At 68.3% G+C, this 16,507-nt stretch carries 13 protein-coding genes and 1 pseudogene; 5 read left to right on the top strand and 9 right to left on the bottom strand.

The annotated features are described in order from the left end of the window. The first annotated feature begins 135 nt into the window (after window positions 1-135). From A5648_RS00215 to A5648_RS00205, 3 genes are all read left to right on the top strand, one after another. On the top strand, window positions 136-918 hold the full coding sequence (locus A5648_RS00215; RefSeq protein WP_065022608.1) for a hypothetical protein: 783 nt from the start codon (window positions 136-138) through the stop codon (window positions 916-918). 121 nt (window positions 919-1,039) lie between these two features. Beyond that, a complete protein-coding gene (locus A5648_RS00210; RefSeq protein WP_065022607.1) occupies window positions 1,040-4,813 on the top strand; it encodes a multifunctional oxoglutarate decarboxylase/oxoglutarate dehydrogenase thiamine pyrophosphate-binding subunit/dihydrolipoyllysine-residue succinyltransferase subunit in 3,774 nt (1,257 codons plus the stop codon). Between the two features lie 221 nt (window positions 4,814-5,034). Next, on the top strand, window positions 5,035-5,859 hold the full coding sequence (locus A5648_RS00205) for an SDR family NAD(P)-dependent oxidoreductase (RefSeq protein WP_065022680.1): 825 nt from the start codon (window positions 5,035-5,037) through the stop codon (window positions 5,857-5,859). Window positions 5,860-5,864: 5 nt separating this feature from the next. On the opposite strand, the gene A5648_RS00200 is transcribed toward A5648_RS00205, so the two are convergent. The 3 genes from A5648_RS00200 to A5648_RS00190 form a co-directional block, all read right to left on the bottom strand. Beyond that, a complete protein-coding gene (locus A5648_RS00200; protein ID WP_082966255.1) occupies window positions 5,865-6,722 on the bottom strand; it encodes a glycine betaine ABC transporter substrate-binding protein in 858 nt (285 codons plus the stop codon). 7 nt (window positions 6,723-6,729) lie between these two features. Continuing rightward, window positions 6,730-7,914 (bottom strand): NAD(P)-dependent malic enzyme, encoded by a 1,185-nt coding sequence (locus tag A5648_RS00195; RefSeq protein ID WP_065022606.1) that lies wholly within the window; start codon window positions 7,912-7,914, stop codon window positions 6,730-6,732. A 130-nt stretch (window positions 7,915-8,044) separates the two neighbouring features. Then, window positions 8,045-9,034 carry a malate dehydrogenase gene (locus tag A5648_RS00190; RefSeq protein WP_065022605.1) on the bottom strand — a complete coding sequence of 330 codons (990 nt, stop codon included), beginning with the start codon at window positions 9,032-9,034 and terminating at the stop codon, window positions 8,045-8,047. Window positions 9,035-9,221: 187 nt separating this feature from the next. Here A5648_RS00190 and corA point away from each other — a divergent pair. Then, window positions 9,222-10,238 (top strand): annotated as a pseudogene (gene corA, locus A5648_RS00185) (magnesium/cobalt transporter CorA); the annotation flags it as partial. A gap of 79 nt (window positions 10,239-10,317) precedes the next feature. Here the strand turns inward: corA and A5648_RS00180 are convergent. The 6 genes from A5648_RS00180 to A5648_RS00155 form a co-directional block, all read right to left on the bottom strand. Next, window positions 10,318-10,923 (bottom strand): suppressor of fused domain protein, encoded by a 606-nt coding sequence (locus A5648_RS00180; RefSeq protein WP_065022603.1) that lies wholly within the window; start codon window positions 10,921-10,923, stop codon window positions 10,318-10,320. Between the two features lie 7 nt (window positions 10,924-10,930). Beyond that, window positions 10,931-12,076, bottom strand: a complete 1,146-nt coding sequence (locus A5648_RS00175) for an ABC transporter ATP-binding protein (protein WP_065022602.1) — start codon at window positions 12,074-12,076, stop codon at window positions 10,931-10,933. A gap of 4 nt (window positions 12,077-12,080) precedes the next feature. Further along, complete coding sequence (locus A5648_RS00170; RefSeq protein ID WP_065022601.1) at window positions 12,081-12,908, bottom strand: carbohydrate ABC transporter permease; 828 nt, start codon at window positions 12,906-12,908, stop codon at window positions 12,081-12,083. Beyond that, entirely contained in the window at window positions 12,905-13,786 is an 882-nt protein-coding gene (locus tag A5648_RS00165) for a carbohydrate ABC transporter permease (protein WP_207511543.1), read from the bottom strand. Before A5648_RS00165 ends, A5648_RS00170 begins: the two co-directional genes overlap by 4 nt. Further along, window positions 13,783-15,204 (bottom strand): ABC transporter substrate-binding protein, encoded by a 1,422-nt coding sequence (locus A5648_RS00160; RefSeq protein WP_065022600.1) that lies wholly within the window; start codon window positions 15,202-15,204, stop codon window positions 13,783-13,785. The genes A5648_RS00165 and A5648_RS00160 overlap by 4 nt, the downstream gene beginning before the upstream one ends. Window positions 15,205-15,277: 73 nt before the next feature. Further along, on the bottom strand, window positions 15,278-15,805 hold the full coding sequence (locus tag A5648_RS00155; protein WP_065022599.1) for a general stress protein: 528 nt from the start codon (window positions 15,803-15,805) through the stop codon (window positions 15,278-15,280). A gap of 78 nt (window positions 15,806-15,883) precedes the next feature. Here A5648_RS00155 and A5648_RS00150 point away from each other — a divergent pair, with 78 nt between their 5' ends. Then, window positions 15,884-16,504, top strand: a complete 621-nt coding sequence (locus A5648_RS00150) for a DUF4190 domain-containing protein (RefSeq protein WP_065022598.1) — start codon at window positions 15,884-15,886, stop codon at window positions 16,502-16,504. Window positions 16,505-16,507: the final 3 nt, after the last annotated feature.

The raw sequence follows: 16,507 nt of genomic DNA, 5'->3' as shown, positions 1-16,507 counted from the left end.
CGGACAGATGTTGTGTTGAACAACTCGCAGCGCCGACACGGTGATTCGCTGCCGGAGGGCTACTGCGCCGTTGAAGCGGGTAAACCCCCACCGGGGCGTTAGCCTGAACATCACGCGAGCCGAACGGGAGGCACCATGGGCATCTTTCGACGACGGCGGTCGGCGCAGGAACCGGCGCCGGCGGCCGGCGCGGAGAAGCCCAGCATGGCGGCCCGGGTGCTGTCCCGGGTCATCGAGCGCAGTGAGCGGGTACAGGGTCCGGCCGTGCGCGCCTACGTGGAGCGACTGCGCCACAGCGAGCCCGGCACCAGCCCGGCGCAAGTGGTGGCGAAGTTGGAGAAGCGTTACCTGGCGGCGGCCACAGCCAGCGGTGCCGCGGTAGGCGCCACCGCGGCGGTGCCGGCGATCGGCACCCTGCTTGCGCTGTCGGCGGTGGCCGGGGAGACCGCGGTCTTCCTGGAGGCCACCGCGTTCTTCGTGCTGTCCGTCGCCGAGGCGCACGGCATTCCGGTCGACAACAGGGAGCGACGCCGCGCCCTGGTGCTGGCGGTACTGGTCGGCGATCAGGGCAAGGGCGCGATGGCCGAGCTGCTGGGCTCGGGCCGCACCAGCGGCGCTTGGCTTACCGAGGGCACCGCGGCGCTGCCGCTGCCGGCGGTATCGGAGCTGAACTCCCGGTTGCTGCGGTACTCGGTCAAGCGCTTCACCCTGCGACGCGGCGCGTTGGCGTTCGGCAAGCTGTTGCCGGTCGGTCTGGGCGCGCTGATCGGGGCCCTCGGCAACCGCATGATGGGCAAGAAGATCATCAAGAACGCCCGCGCGGCGTTCGGTCCCGCCGCCGACCGCTGGCCGGTCACCTTGCATCTGCTTCCGGCCCTGCACGACGACGATGTCAGTCCCGCCCAACCGTCGGCCTGATCAGGGCCGACATTCGGCGGCGAGCCTGGCGGAATAACGGGGAGGGGCTAGCCTTTATGAGGCAGGCGGGCGCGGCGCACATGCCTCGCCGGACGACCAGGAATCGAGGCGAGTAACAGACGTGAGCGGTATGAGTTCACCCTTCGGTCAGAACGAGTGGCTAGTCGAGGAGATGTACCGCAAATTCCGCGACGATCCGTCATCGGTGGATCCGAGCTGGCACGAGTTCCTGTCCGACTACAAGCCCGGCGGTTCAGTGAGCCTCGACGGAGGAGAGGCGAAGCTGGAACCGCCGCATGAACACAGCGGTGACGGCTCGTCCGCAGCGCCGTCCGCACCGACTCCCGCCGCCCCGCCCGCTAAGTCCACGCCGCCGCCCGCCCAACCTGCACCGGCCGCCCAGGCGAAGCCGGCCGCCGCGCCGAAGCCCGCCCCGACCAAGCCTGCACCCGCCAAGGCCACCAAGCCGGCCCAGTCCCAGTCCCCCGCTCCGGCCGACGACGCCGAGGTGCAGGTGCTGCGCGGAGCAGCCGCAGCGGTGGTCAAGAACATGTCCTCCTCGCTGGAGGTGCCGACGGCCACCAGCGTGCGCGCCGTGCCGGCCAAGCTGATGATCGACAACCGCATCGTCATCAACAATCAGCTCAAGCGGACCCGTGGCGGCAAGATCTCGTTCACCCACCTACTGGGCTACGCGATCGTGCAGGCGGTCAAGCAGTTCCCGAACATGAACCGGCATTTCGCCGAGATCGACGGCAAACCCAACGCCGTCACCCCGGCGCACACCAACCTGGGGCTCGCCATCGACCTGCAGGGCGCCGGCGGCAAGCGCTCCCTGGTGGTGGCGGCCATCAAGGGCGCCGAATCGCTGCGGTTCGCCCAATTCGTCGCCGCCTACGAAGACATCGTGCGGCGCGCCCGGGACGGCAAGCTGACCGCCGAGGACTTCGCCGGCGTGACGATCTCGCTGACCAACCCCGGAACCATCGGCACCGTGCACTCGGTGCCGCGGCTGATGGCCGGCCAGGGCGCCATCATCGGCGTCGGCGCGATGGAGTACCCCGCCGAGTTCCAGGGCGCCAGCGAGCAGCGCATCGCCGAGCTCGGGGTGGGCAAACTGATCACGTTGACCTCGACGTATGACCACCGGATCATCCAAGGTGCGGAATCGGGCGACTTCCTGCGCACGGTGCACGAGTTGCTGCTGTCCGACGCCTTCTGGGACGAGATCTTCTTCGAGCTGTCCATCCCCTATGAGCCGGTGCGCTGGCGCATCGACAACCCCGACTCCGTCGTGGACAAGAACGCCCGGGTCGTCGAGTTGATCGCCGCCTACCGCAACCGCGGTCACCTGATGGCCGACGTCGACCCGCTGCGACTGGACAACACCCGCTTCCGCAGCCACCCCGACCTCGACGTGCTGACCCACGGTCTGACGCTGTGGGACCTGGACCGGGAGTTCAAAGTCGAGGGACTGCCCGGTGGCGACATCCGCAAGCTGCGCGAGATCCTCTCGGTGCTGCGCGACGCCTACTGCCGCCACGTCGGCGTGGAGTACACCCACATCCTCGAGCCCGAGCAGCAGCAGTGGCTGCAGGAGCGCATCGAGGTCAAGCACATCAAACCCACTGTGGCGCAGCAGAAATACATTCTGAGCAAGCTCAACGCCGCCGAGGCGTTCGAGAGCTTTCTGCAGACCAAGTACGTCGGGCAGAAGCGGTTCTCGCTGGAAGGCGCCGAGTCGGTCATCCCGATGATGGACGCCGCGATCGACCAGTGCGCCGAGTACGGGCTCGACGAGGTCGTCATCGGCATGCCGCACCGCGGCCGGCTCAACGTGCTGGCCAACATCGTCGGCAAGCCCTATTCGCAGATCTTCACCGAGTTCGAGGGCAACCTCAACCCGGCCGAGGCGCACGGCTCCGGCGACGTCAAGTACCACCTCGGCTCCACCGGGGTGTATCTGCAGATGTTCGGCGACAACGACATTCAGGTGTCGCTGACTGCCAACCCGTCGCACCTGGAAGCGGTGGACCCGGTGCTCGAGGGACTGGTCCGGGCCCGCCAGGACCTGCTGGACAAGGGCGCCTCGGATGGCAGCGGGCAGCCGGCATTCTCCGTCGTGCCGATGATGCTGCACGGCGACGCGGCGTTCGCCGGCCAGGGCGTGGTGGCCGAGACGCTGAACATGGCACTGCTGCCCGGCTACCGGGTCGGCGGCACCATCCACATCATCGTCAACAACCAGATCGGGTTCACCACGGCGCCGGACCACTCCCGCTCCAGCGAATACTGCACCGATGTCGCCAAGATGATCGGCGCGCCGATCTTCCACGTCAACGGCGACGACCCGGAGGCGTGCGACTGGGTGGCCCGGCTGGCGGTGGACTTCCGGCAGAAGTTCCAGAAGGACGTCGTCATCGACATGCTGTGCTACCGCCGGCGCGGGCACAACGAGGGCGATGACCCGTCGATGACCAACCCGTCCATGTACGACGTGATCGGCACCAAGCGCGGCGTCCGCAAGAGCTACACCGAAGACCTGATCGGTCGCGGCGACATCTCGATGAAAGAGGCCGAGGACGCCCTGCGCGACTACCACGGTCAGCTGGAGCGGGTGTTCAACGAGATCCGCGAACTCGAGAAGCACGCCGCGCTGCCCAGCGAGTCGGTGGAATCCGAGCAACAGGTCCCCCGCGGCCTGAACACCGCGGTGGACAAGGCGACGCTGGCCCGCATCGGTGATGCGTTCATGACGATTCCCGACGGCTTCACCGTGCACCCGCGGGTGCTGCCGGTGCTCGAGCGGCGCCGGGAGATGGCCTATGAGGGCAAGGTGGACTGGGCGTTCGCCGAACTGCTGGCGCTGGGTTCGCTGGTCGCCGACGGCAAGCTGATCCGGCTGTCCGGGCAGGACACCCGCCGCGGCACCTTCTCGCAGCGGCACTCGGTGATCATCGACCAGTCCAACGGCGCGGAGTTGTGCCCGCTGCAGCTGCTGGCCACCAACCCTGACGGCACCCCGAGCGGCGGCAAGTTCCTGGTCTACGACTCACCGCTGTCCGAATTCGCCGCGGTCGGCTTCGAGTACGGCTACACCGTCGGCAACCCCGAGGCGCTCGTGCTGTGGGAGGCGCAGTTCGGCGACTTCGTCAACGGCGCCCAGTCGATCATCGACGAGTTCATCAGCTCCGGTGAGGCCAAGTGGGGCCAGCTGTCCACCGTGGTGCTGCTGCTGCCGCACGGCCATGAGGGCCAGGGCCCCGATCACACCTCCGGGCGCATCGAACGTTTCCTGCAGTTGTGGGCGGAGGGCTCGATGACGATCGCGATGCCGTCGACTCCGTCGAACTACTTCCATCTGCTGCGCCGGCACGCCCTCGACGGGATCCAGCGGCCGCTTATCGTGTTCACCCCGAAGTCGATGCTGCGCAACAAGGCGGTCGTCAGCGACCTGAAGGACTTCACCGACGTCAAGTTCCGCTCGGTGCTCGAAGAGCCCACCTACGGCGACGGCGACGGCGACCGCAACAAAGTCACCCGGGTGCTGTTGACCAGCGGCAAGATCTACTACGAGCTGGCCGCACGCAAGGCCAAGGACGGCCGCGACGACGTGGCGATCGTGCGGGTCGAGCAACTGGCGCCCCTGCCCAAGCGCAGGCTGGGCGCAACCCTGGACCGCTATCCGAATGCAGAGCAGTTCTTCTGGGTGCAGGAGGAGCCGGCCAACCAGGGGGCGTGGCCGCGGTTCGGCCTGGAGCTGCCGGAGCTGTTGCCCGACAAGCTGAGCGGGATCAAGCGGATCTCGCGGCGGGCCATGTCGGCGCCGTCGTCGGGTTCGTCGAAGGTGCACGCCGTCGAGCAGCAGGAGATCATCGACGAGGCGTTCGGCTGAGGAACGAAGCCGAACGCTCGAGGAGCATCAGGCACCCACGAGGCGTTCGGTTGAGGAACGAAGCCGAACGCTCGAGGAGCATCGGGCACCGACGAGGCGTTCGGCTGAGGAGGCGCTGGCACGCGCAACTGTGCGCGCTCGCCAGGGCTACCGGACTGCGTGAACACGGTACCGGCGGTACCGGATAGGCTCTAATGGTCAACCGACCGCTGGGAGAGCACATGCAGGGATTTGCCGGGAAAGTCGCCGTTGTCACCGGAGCCGGGTCGGGCATCGGCCAGGCGCTGGCCGTCGAACTGGCCCGCGCGGGCGCGCAGCTGGCGATCAGCGACGTCGACACCGAGGGTCTTGCGCAGACCGAGCAGCGGTTGGCCGCGCTGGGCGTGCGGGTCAAGGCCGACCGCCTCGACGTCACCGAGCGGGAAGCGTTCATCGCCTACGCCGACGAGGTCAAGGAGCACTTCGGCAAGGTCAACCAGATCTACAACAACGCCGGCATCGCGTTCAGCGGCGACGTGGAAGACAGCCAGTTCAAGGACATCGAGCGGGTGATGGACGTCGACTTCTGGGGCGTGGTCAACGGCACCAAGGCCTTCCTGCCACACCTGATCGACTCCGGGGACGGCCACGTCATCAACATCTCCAGCTTGTTCGGGCTGCTGTCGATGCCCGGCCAGGCCGCCTACAACGCGGCCAAGTTCGCCGTCCGCGGGTTCACCGAGGCCTTGCACCAGGAGATGGCCATTGCCAAGCATCCGGTCAAGGTCACCACGGTGCATCCGGGCGGCATCAAGACCGCGATCGCCCGTAACGCGACCACCGCGGAGGGGGTGGATGCCGCGGCGATGGCCGACTTCTTCGATCGGCGACTGGCCTCCACCACCGCAGAGGAAGCCGCCAGGGTGATCCTCGACGGGGTCAGCAAGAGCCGGGCCCGCGTGCTGATCGGAAACGACGCGCGGGCCCTCGATCTGCTCGTGCGCCTCACCGGCTCGCGATACCAGCGACTGTTCGCCTACGTCATCCCCCGGTTCGGACCCCGCTAGCCGCGCTACCGCCCCAGCGGGTGTTCGTCCAAGAAGGCGTCCACCACCGCCTGGGGGTCGACGCCAGCCTCGACTTGGCGGCGCATGTCGGTCAGGGCAGCGGTGTCCAGCACACCGGCCACCTGGTTGATCGCCAGCAGTTGTGATTCGTTCAGCGCATTGCGCCGATACAGCGGGACGACGTTCTCCGCGCGCACCAGCGCCGGCCGGCCGTCGGCGAGCAGCACGACGTCGTCGGGAACGCCGGGATCGGCGGTGCTGGTCCACGCCGCAGTGATCTGGCGGCTACGTAATGCCGCGAATAACGCTGCGTCATCGGGGAATTCGCGTGACTTCGCCGGTGTACACCGGCCCACCGCGGCCGGTGGCCGCCGGCCCGCGACAGCGCCGACGGTCAGCGCGGCGCAGTGTCGTACCAGCGCGCGCAGATCGGTGCCTCCCCAGGCCGTCGCCGTGGCTTTCGTCACGGCCACCGCGGGCTTGTCGGTGGCGGTCATGGCGTAGTCACCGACTGCGATGCCCTCCGGCAGCGCTCCGGCCAGTGCCCAGTAGACCTGCCGGTCCGAGCGCGCGGTGGAATCCGGAGCGAATCCCGCCAGCAAGCGGCCGGTGTAGCCCGGTACGACGGTGAGATCTCCGGTGTCGAGCCCGGCGACCGGGTCGGCGACCGGTGCGACGCGCACCGCGGCGCCGGCGCCGCGCAAAGCACTGGCGTACAGATGGGCGAGAACCTGCGATTGCGGGTCCGGTGAGGTTCCGACACTCAAGGCCGCGGGTTGCGAGTGGCCACCACAACCTGCGATCAGCAGCGCCACCCATGCCAGCACCAGTCGGCGCAGGTGCTGTCTGTGCGGCCGGGGCACCGCGGGCTCAGGACGCTGAGCCGGCGGCAGCCGCGACCGCCGCGGCAACGGCCGGTTCGACCCGGGGGTCCAGTGGGCTCGGCACCACCCGGTCCGGCGCCAGGTCGTCGGCGACGACGGAGAAAATCGCCTCGGCGGCAGCCAATTTCATCGCCTCGGTGATCCGCTGCGCGCCGGCGTCCAGCGCGCCGCGGAACACGCCCGGGAAGGCCAGCACGTTGTTGATCTGGTTGGGGAAATCGCTGCGGCCGGTCGCCACCACCGCGGCATACTTGGCCGCCAACTCCGGGTGGATCTCCGGGTCGGGATTGGACAGCGCGAACACCACACCGCCGGGGTTCATCGACGCGATCAACTCCTCGGGCACCACTCCTCCCGAGGCGCCCAGGAATACGTCGGCGCCGGCGAGAGCCTCGGTCAATCCGCCGGTGCGGCCGTCGGGGTTGGTGCGCTGGGCGAGCTCGGCCTTGACGTTGTTCATGTCGGTGCGCTCGGGGTGCAATACACCCTGCGAATCCAGCACGATCATCTCCGAGATGCCCACCGAGAGCAGGATGTTGGCGCAGGCCACACCGGCCGCGCCCGCGCCGGACACCACCACCCGAAGCGACGTGATGTCCCGGCCCAGCACCTTGGCCGCACCCATCAGCGCCGCCAGCGCCACGATCGCGGTGCCGTGCTGGTCGTCGTGCATCACCGGGCAGTCCAGTGCCTCGATCGCGCGGCGCTCGATCTCGAAGCACCGCGGGGCGGAGATGTCCTCCAGGTTGACCGCACCGAACGTCGGCCGCAGCCGCACCAGGGTCTCCACAATCTCGTCGGGATCCTTGGTGTCCAGCACGATCGGGATGGAGTCCAGGTTGGCGAATGTCTTGAACAGGGCGGCCTTGCCCTCCATCACCGGCAGTGACGCGGCCGGACCGAGGTCACCCAGCCCCAGCACCGCGGTGCCGTCGCTGACCACCGCCACCAGCCGGTGCGCCCAGGTGTAGCGGGCTGCCAACGTGTGATCTGCCGCGATGGCGCGGCTGACCTGCGCCACCCCGGGGGTGTAGGCGATCGACAGCGCGCGCTGGGTGTCCAGTGGGCTCTTCAGGTCCACCGCGATCTTCCCGCCCAGGTGGGCCTCGAAGATCTCTTCATCGCCGATGACCATCGGGGCGTTCTGCGTCGCAGACGAGTTCTCAGACATCGTCAGCAAGGGTACTGCGCCGGTCCTCTGGCGCTTCGGTCGGCCGCATCCGACGAGGCGGGATGAGGTTCCAACGAGCACGGCCGGTCCGTCCAGGAGACGAACCGGCCGCGTCGGCAGACGTTGTGGGCTAAATCAATCCCAGCCCGGTGACCGCTTCGCGCTCCTCGGCCAACTCCGCGGTCGAGGCATCGATCCGGCCGCGGGAGAAGTCGTCGATCTCCAGGCCCTGCACGATGCTCCAGTCGCCGTTCTTCGTGGTGACCGGAAACGAGGAGATCAGGCCCTCGGGCACACCGTAGGAACCGTCGGAGACCACCGCCATCGACACCCAGTCCCCGTCCGGGCTGCCCAGCAGCCAGTCCCGGGCGGCGTCGACGGTGGCCGAGGCCGCCGAGGCGGCAGAGGAGGCACCGCGGGCGTCGATGATCGCCGCACCACGCTTGGCGACGGTCGGGATGAAGTCGTTCTCGATCCAGGCCTGGTCACCGACGACCTCGGCGGCGTTACGCCCGCCGACCTCGGCGTGGAAGATGTCGGGGTACTGGCTGGCCGAGTGGTTGCCCCAGATCGTCATCTTCTTGACGTCGGTGACCTTGGCGCCGGTCTTGGCTGCCAGCTGCGAGATCGCCCGGTTGTGGTCCAGGCGGGTCAGCGCCGAGAAGCGCTCCTTGGGGATGTCGGGGGCGTTGGTCATCGCGATCAGCGCGTTGGTGTTGGCCGGGTTACCGGTCACACCCACGCGGATGTCGGAGGCCGCGACCGAGTTGAGCGCCTTGCCCTGCGCGGTGAAGATCGCGCCGTTGGCCTCAAGTAGGTCGCTGCGCTCCATGCCGGGACCGCGCGGGCGGGCGCCGACCAGCAGCGCCAGGTTCACCCCGTCGAAGATCTTGTTCGCGTCCGAGCCGATCTGCACGCCCGACAGCAGCGGGAAGGCACAGTCGTCGAGCTCCATCACCACGCCCTCGAGCGCCTTGAGCGCGGGCTCGATCTCCAGCAGACGCAGTTCGATCGGCCGGTCGGGGCCCAGCAGCGAGCCACTGGCCAGGCGGAACAGCAGGCTGTAGCCGATCTGGCCGGCGGCGCCGGTGACGGCCACCTTCAGTGGGGTTGTGCTCACGTCAAGTGCTCCTCGAACGGGGTCGGCTTGGCTGGGATTGGTCCGGGTCGAAACTAGCGCACCGCCGGCGGCACGGAAACTCCGGACCCCGACCGAACCGCGCTGACCGGTCACTTTGGCTCTGGGCGCGTAGCATTTCACCGGCACATGTGCCGGGAGGGAGGGCGCCATGACCGCGTTGCGCGACCCGGTTCCCCGGGTGTTGATCGACTGCGGCGTCTATGCCGACGGCGACCGGATTGCCGGCGACTTCACCCCGGCCGGGGCGATGGCCAAGGTGCGCGACGTCGAGGCGAGCGGCCGCAATGCCTTCGTCTGGGTGGGACTGCACGAGCCCGACGAGCGCCAGATGCAGGCGGTGGCGGCGACATTCGACCTGCACGAACTGACCGTCGAGGACGCCGTGCATGCCCACCAGCGGCCCAAGCTGGAGCGCTACGACGAGACGCTGTTCCTGGTGCTCAAAACCGTCAACTACGTCCCGCACGAATCAGTGGTGCTCCCCCGCCAGATCGTCGAGACCGGCGAGATCATGATCTTCGTCGGCAAGAACTTCGTCGTCACCGTGCGCCACGGCGAACACAGCGGCCTGTCCAATGTCCGCAAACGAATGGACGCCGACCCCGAGCATCTTCGCTTGGGCCCGTACGCGGTGATGCATGCCATCGCCGACTACGTGGTCGACCGCTACGTCGAGGTCACCAACCTGATGGAAAGCGACATCGACACCATTGAGGAGGTGGCGTTCGCGCCGGGCACCCGCACCGACGTCGAACCGATCTACCAGATCAAACGCGAAGTCGTGGAACTGCGACGCGCGGTGGCGCCGCTGTCGATTCCGTTTCAGCGGATGCAGACCGACTATAAGGATCTGATCTCCAAGGAGGTGCGGCGCTACCTGCGCGACGTCGGGGACCACCAGACCCGCGCCGCCGAGCAGATCGCCAGCTACGACGAGATGCTCAGCTCGCTGGTGCAGGCGGCGCTCGCGCGAGTGGGAATGCAGCAGAACACCGATATGCGCAAGATGTCGGCCTGGGCGGGCATCATCGCCGTTCCCACCATGATCGCCGGGATCTACGGAATGAACTTCGACCACATGCCCGCCCTGCACTGGACGTTCAGTTACCCGGTGGTATTGGTGGCGATGGTGAGCATCTGCACCCTGCTGTATCGCGCGTTCCGCCGCAACGGCTGGCTCTAAGCGCCCCGGTCTCCCTCGCGAGCAGACATGAAAGCCCCCAATTTGCGCGGCCCAAGGGCGCTTTCGTGTCTGCTCGCGGTTAGGGTTCAGAGGCCCGGCGGTCGGGGTCGAACACGTCCACCCCGTCGGTCCGCCAGGCCTCCCGCATCGCGTCGGCGCCCTTGAGCCGCACCCAGGCCGCCTCGGTCGCGGTGATCGGGGTGGCCGAGAAGAACCGCACCGGTTCGCGCGGCTGCGCCAGCGGCAACTCGGCGATATCGCTGTCGCCCAGCAGCATCGCGGTGAACGGCACCGCCCCCGACTGCCGGGTCCACAGCGGCCCGCCGAGGTCCATCAACGCGTCGGGCGCCAGCACCACGCCCTCCACCACCGGAGCGGCCGCCACCGCGGCGAGGCTGCGGGCCAGCCCGACATCAGAACCCGAAACCCGCAGGCGCAGAACCACTTCAGCGCGCGGGCCGTGCACCGGGTCGGCCAGGATCTGGCCCGGATCGCCCATCGGATGCCGCGAGCAACCCACCGAGACGTAGTGCACCATCCGGTCGGGTCCGGGACCGAACCGCAACACCTCGATGGGCTCGACACCCAGGAACGTCACGCGCGCGGCGTCGGGCTGCGAGGTGATGCCCGCGGCGGTGAAATGCGCCCGCAGGTGTTCGCGCACCCGCTCCAGCTCGTCGCTCACCGGCGGTTCACCGTCCGGCCGGTGCGACGCTGAGGTTCACCCCGGACTTGGCGTCGAACACCACCACCTTGCCGGCGTCGAGGGCCAGCTCGATGGGCTGCCCACCGGCCGCCTTGGATGCGGCGGGAACCCGTGCCACCAGTTCGGTTTCACCGGACGTCCCGGCCGGCTCGTTCGGGGTGAAGTACAGGTACTTGTCGGCGCCCAGCGATTCGACGAGGTCGACGCGGGCCCCGAACGTGACCGCCCGCCCGCGCTGGGCATCATCGAGCAGTCCGGCATCGCCGAGATGTTCGGGACGCACCCCGATGACCACGTCGCCGCCGGCCGGCGCCGGATGCTTGCCGATCGCGTCGCGAGTCGCCGCGTCGAGCGGGACCTCACCGAACGGCAGTCGCGCGCCGGCCGCGGTCAGGGTGCCGGGGAAGAAGTTCATCGCCGGCGAGCCGACGAACCCGGCGACGAACAGGTTGGCGGGCCGCTCATAGAGCTCGTCGGGAGTGCCGATCTGCTGCGCGATTCCGCCATGCATCACCACCACCCGGTCTCCGAGCGTCATCGCCTCGGTCTGGTCGTGGGTGACGTAGACGGTGGTGGTGCCCAGCCGCCGCTGCAGCCGGGCGATTTCGCTGCGCATCTGCACCCGCAGCTTGGCGTCCAGGTTCGACAGCGGCTCGTCCATCAGGAATGCCTTGGGGTGCCGCACGATCGCTCGCCCCATGGCCACGCGCTGACGCTGCCCGCCGGACAGCTGCGACGGCTTGCGGTCCAGAAAGTCGGTCAGGTCAAGGATTTTGGCGACTTCGGCCACCTTCTCGGCGATCTGCGCCTTCTTCATCTTGGCCAGGGTCAACGGGAACGCGATGTTGCCCCGCACCGTCATGTGCGGGTAAAGGGCGTAGGACTGGAACACCATGGCGATGTCGCGGTCCTTGGGGGCGCGCTCGTTGACGCGTTCGCCGCCGATCCGCAACTCCCCCGACGAGATCTCCTCCAGGCCGGCGATCATGTTCAGCGTGGTGGATTTTCCGCAGCCCGACGGACCCACCAGGATGATGAACTCGCCGTCGGCGATGCTCAGCGACAGATCGTTGACCGCCACGGCGCCGTCGGGGTAGCTCTTGGTGACGTGCGAGAGTTCGATCTCTGCCATCGGCCTATCCCTTCACCGCACCGGAGGTCAGTCCGGCCACGATCCGTCGCTGGAAGATTAGAACAAAGATGATGATCGGCACCGTGATCACCATCGCGCCCGCGGCGATGGAGCCGGTCGGCTCCTCGAATTGCGAACTGCCGGTGAAGTTGGCGATCGCCACCGGCGCCGTGACCGAGGCTTTGGTCGCCGTCAGCGACAACGCCAGCAGCAGGTCGTTCCAGGCGAAGATGAACACCAGGATCGCCGCGGTGACGATGCCCGGCGCCGCCAGCGGCGCGATCACCTTGCGGAACGCCTGGCCGGGGGTGGCGCCGTCCATCTTGGCGGCCTTCTCCAGGTCCCACGGAATCTCTTGGAAGAACGCCGACAGGGTGTAGATCGCCAACGGAAGCGCGAAGGTGATGTAGGGGATGATCAGCCCCGACCAGGTGTCGAATAGCCCGGTCGCCCGCTCGATGTTGAAAATCGGTGTGACCAGCGATATCTGGGGGAACATCGCGATCAGCAGTGCGGCCCCGACCAGCAGCCGCTTGCCGGGGAAGTCCAGCCGCGCCACCGCGTAGGCGGCCATTGCGCCGATCACCACCGCGATCACCGTGGTGATCAGCCCGATGCCCACCGAGTTGACCAGCGCCGAGCCGAACACGTCCCCGGCGAAGATGCCGCGGTAGTTGTCCAAGGTCACCGACGACGGAATCAGTTTGCCGTCCTTCACCGTCGAAGTCGGCTTGAGCGACAGCGACAGGATCCACAACACCGGCACCAGTGCGTAGACCACCACCGCCACATCGATGATCAGCCAGGCCGCGCGGCGGCGAACATCGGTCATTTCTGGTCCGATCCCGGCGCCGCGGCGCCGAACACCTTGACGAACACCCAAGCGATCAGCGCGACGCAGACGAAGATCAGCACCGAGATCGCCGAACCCAACCCCACATTGAAGCCCTTGAACAGGTTGTCGTAGCCCAGGATCGACACCGAACCGGTGTTGTTGGAGCCGTTGGTGAGCACGTAGATGTTGTCGAAGATCCGGAACGCGTCCAGGGTGCGGAACAACAAGGCCACCAGTATGGCGGGTTTCATCATCGGCAGGATGACCTTGACCAGTCGCCGCCAGGCTCCGGCGCCGTCGACCTGCGCCGCCTTGAGCAGGTCCTCGGGCACCAACGCCAACCCGGCCAACAGCAGCAACGCCATGAACGGCGTCGTCTTCCACACCTCGGCCAGCACCACGATGCCCAGCGACGGGAGCTGATGGGTCAGCGGCGCGCTGCCGGCCGGCAGCAGGTTCGCCAGGTAGCCGGTGCCCGGAGTCCAGGCGTAGTACCAGCTGTAGGCGGCGGCCACCGTGACGATGCCGTAGGGCACCAGCACCGCGGTGCGCACCATCCCCTTGGCGAACAGGCTGCGGTGCATCACCAGCGCCAGCCCCAGACCCAGCACGAATTCGATGGCCACCGAGACGACGGTGATACCCAGCGTCACCGCGAAGGCGGTCCACCAGTAGGAGTCGGTCAAGGTGGTCTGGTAGTTGGCCAAGCCGACGAACGCGGTGTCATCCGGCGTGGCCAGGTTGTAGCGCAGCAGGCTCAACCAGATCGCGTAGCCGATCGGGTAGGCCGTCACCGCCAGCATCAGGATCACCGCCGGGGCGACGAGCACGAGGGCCAGCCGGCGCTGTGACCTCTCGTCGGCGTGCGCGGTCACGGGATTAATCCTTTGCCGTCGATGGCCTTTTGCACCTGCACGGCAAGCTCGTCGGCGGTGCGCTCCGGGTCGATCGCGGTGATCGGTGCCAGCGTCGCCGAGATGCGGGTGGACACCGCCTGATAGACCGGTGTGGCCGGGCGCACCGCGGCGTGGGTGAGTTGGTCGCGAATCAGGTTGTGGTGCGGGTACTTCTGCTGAAATTGCGGGTCGGAGTACACCGAGGCGCGCACCGCGGGCAGGCCGCCCTCGATCGCGACATATTTCTGGTTGGCCGCGTCGCGCAGGCAACGCACCGCCTCGAACGCCTCCGCGCGATGACGGCTGGTCCTGGCCACCGCCAGGTTCAGCCCGCCCAGGGTCACCTTGGCCGGATGGCCCGGCGAGACTGCGGGATACGGCGCGAATCCGAGCACCTGGCGGCTGGCCTCGTAGGCGATCCGGTACTGCTCGTCGCTGGGCGCGAACGAGCCCACACCGTTGATGCTGCCGGCCAGATCCGGCCGCCGGTCCAGCGGCAGGAACCCCACGCCGCCCTTGACCGCGTTCTCCAGCATGGACGGCAGCACGAACGGCCAGTTGACCTCCAGTGCCGCCTTGCCCTGCTCGAACGCCAGCCGGGCGGTGCCCTCGTCACTCTGGGTGATCGACGGATCAGCACCCGGCGCCCTCGCCACCGCCTGCATGATCCGCAGTGCGGCGACGGTGGCGGCCCGGTGTTCGGCGGTGTCGGTCAGGGTGACCGTCTTGCCGTCGTCGTCGAGCACGCGGCCCCCGGCGCTGGCCAGCAGGGTGTTGAACCACACCACCAGGCCCTCATATTGCTTGGCCTGCACCGCGATCCAGCTCGGCTCGCCGGCGGTGTGCAACCGCACCGCCTCGGCGACCATCCCGTCCCAGGTCGCCGGGGCAGTGCTCATCAGATCTGGTCGGTACCAGAGCAATTGGGTATTGGTGATGAGCGGGGCGGCATAGAGCCGGTCTCGCCAGCGGGCGGTCGCCAGCGGCCCCGGCAGGGTGTCGTCTGCGACATCGGCTTCGGCTTTTCCGGCCGGGTCGGCCGACAGCGGCAGCGCCCAGCCGGCCTCGGCGAACTCGGCGGTCCACACCACATCCAGGCCCATCACGTCCAGCGTGCGGTCGTTCCCGGTGAGCCGACGGGCCAATTGCAGGCGCTGGTCGTCGGCGGCTCTCGGCAGGCTGAACTGCTGAATCCGGTAGCGTCCACCGGTCTGTTCGGTACAGCGCGCGGCGATGGCCCGGAAGGTGGCCGTGTCGTTGGCCGGGGTGTACACACTGATCACCAGGCCGTCACCGGCGTGTCCGGCCGAGCCGCAGGCCGCTCCCGCCGAGGCGACGCTCAGCGCCGCCAGCGCGGCCGCGCCCAGCCGCCGTACGCGACCGCGCCGACTCGCCACCCCACCCGCCTCCCGTTGCCGCTTCGTGCCACGACGGTAAGGCCGCCCGGCCGCGCTACGCAACAACGCGAAGTCAGAGCGTCAGCTTCGCCAACAGATCCCGGCCCTGCTCGGCGCTCTGCGGGTCACACAGCACGTCGTAGCGCCCCGCCACCAATTGCATGGTCGAGCTGAAATCCCTTGTGCCGCGGGCCATCGCGTAGGGCACCGACGAGGTGATCAGACCGAAGAAGACGCCGGCGATCAAACCGGTCACCAGTGCCTGGGTGGGGTTGGCGCTGAAGATGCCCAGCACCAGGCCGATGAACAGGCCTAGCCACGCCCCGGTCAGCACCCCGCCGCCGAGCACCTTGGGCCAGGTGAGCCGACCGGTGACCCGTTCGACCTGCATCAGGTCGACACCGACGATGGTCACCTGGTGCACCGGAAACTGTTGATCGGACAGGTAGTCCACCGCGCGCTGCGCCTCGGCGTAGGTGGGATATGCCCCGATCGGCCAGCCTTTGGGCGGCGTGGGCAGTCGGGCCGCGTCACGCCGGCCCGAGGCTGCCGCCCCGCCGAGCGGATCGGGGGTCTGTCCGGACTGAAAAGGGCTGGTCATGGGACTTCTCTCTCCTCGCACCGGGAAGCGACTGTCGGACAACAGGCCGGTCCCGGCGAATCCGCTAGGTTGAACAGCATGACAGCTCCCGGCGAGGATTCTGGCGAGAATCCACGAGCCAATGCCGATCAACCCTGGGCTGAGCCGGGCCCGTCCGGGCCTGAACAGGGCGGCTGGCCCTATCCGTCGGGCTTCGATGGTTATTCTCCTCCGCCGCCGAATTACCCGCCGAGCGGCTACCCTCCGCCTCCACCGCCGGGCGGCTACCCACCGCCCCCGCCGGCAGGCGGCTACCCGGCTCAGCCGCGCTACGACGCACCGCCCGGCGGCTATCCGCCGCCGCCGGGTTACGGCGCACCGGGCGACTACCCGGGCTTCGGCGCACCCGGCTACCCCACCGGCTACGGCACACCACCGGGCTACCCGCCGGGCGGCTACGGCACGCCCTATCCGGGCGGCTACTTCAATCCGGGCCAGCCGCAGAAGACCAACGTCTTGGCGGTCAGCTCCCTGGTGGTCGCCTTGCTCGGCCTGCTGTTCTGGCCGCTGGGGATCGTCGGCGTGGTGCTGGGTGTCGTCGCGCTCAGCCAGATCAAGCGGACCGGTGAGGCCGGCCACGGCATGGCGGTGGCCGGCACCGCCGTCGGCGCTGTCGCGGTCGTGCTCTCGTTCATCCTCGCGATGGTCGCGCTGCACTGACGG

Source organism: Mycolicibacter sinensis, from assembly GCF_001673565.1.
Taxonomy (GTDB): Bacteria; Actinomycetota; Actinomycetes; order Mycobacteriales; family Mycobacteriaceae; genus Mycobacterium; species Mycobacterium sinense_C.
This window is presented reverse-complemented; position numbering and strand designations above follow the sequence as displayed.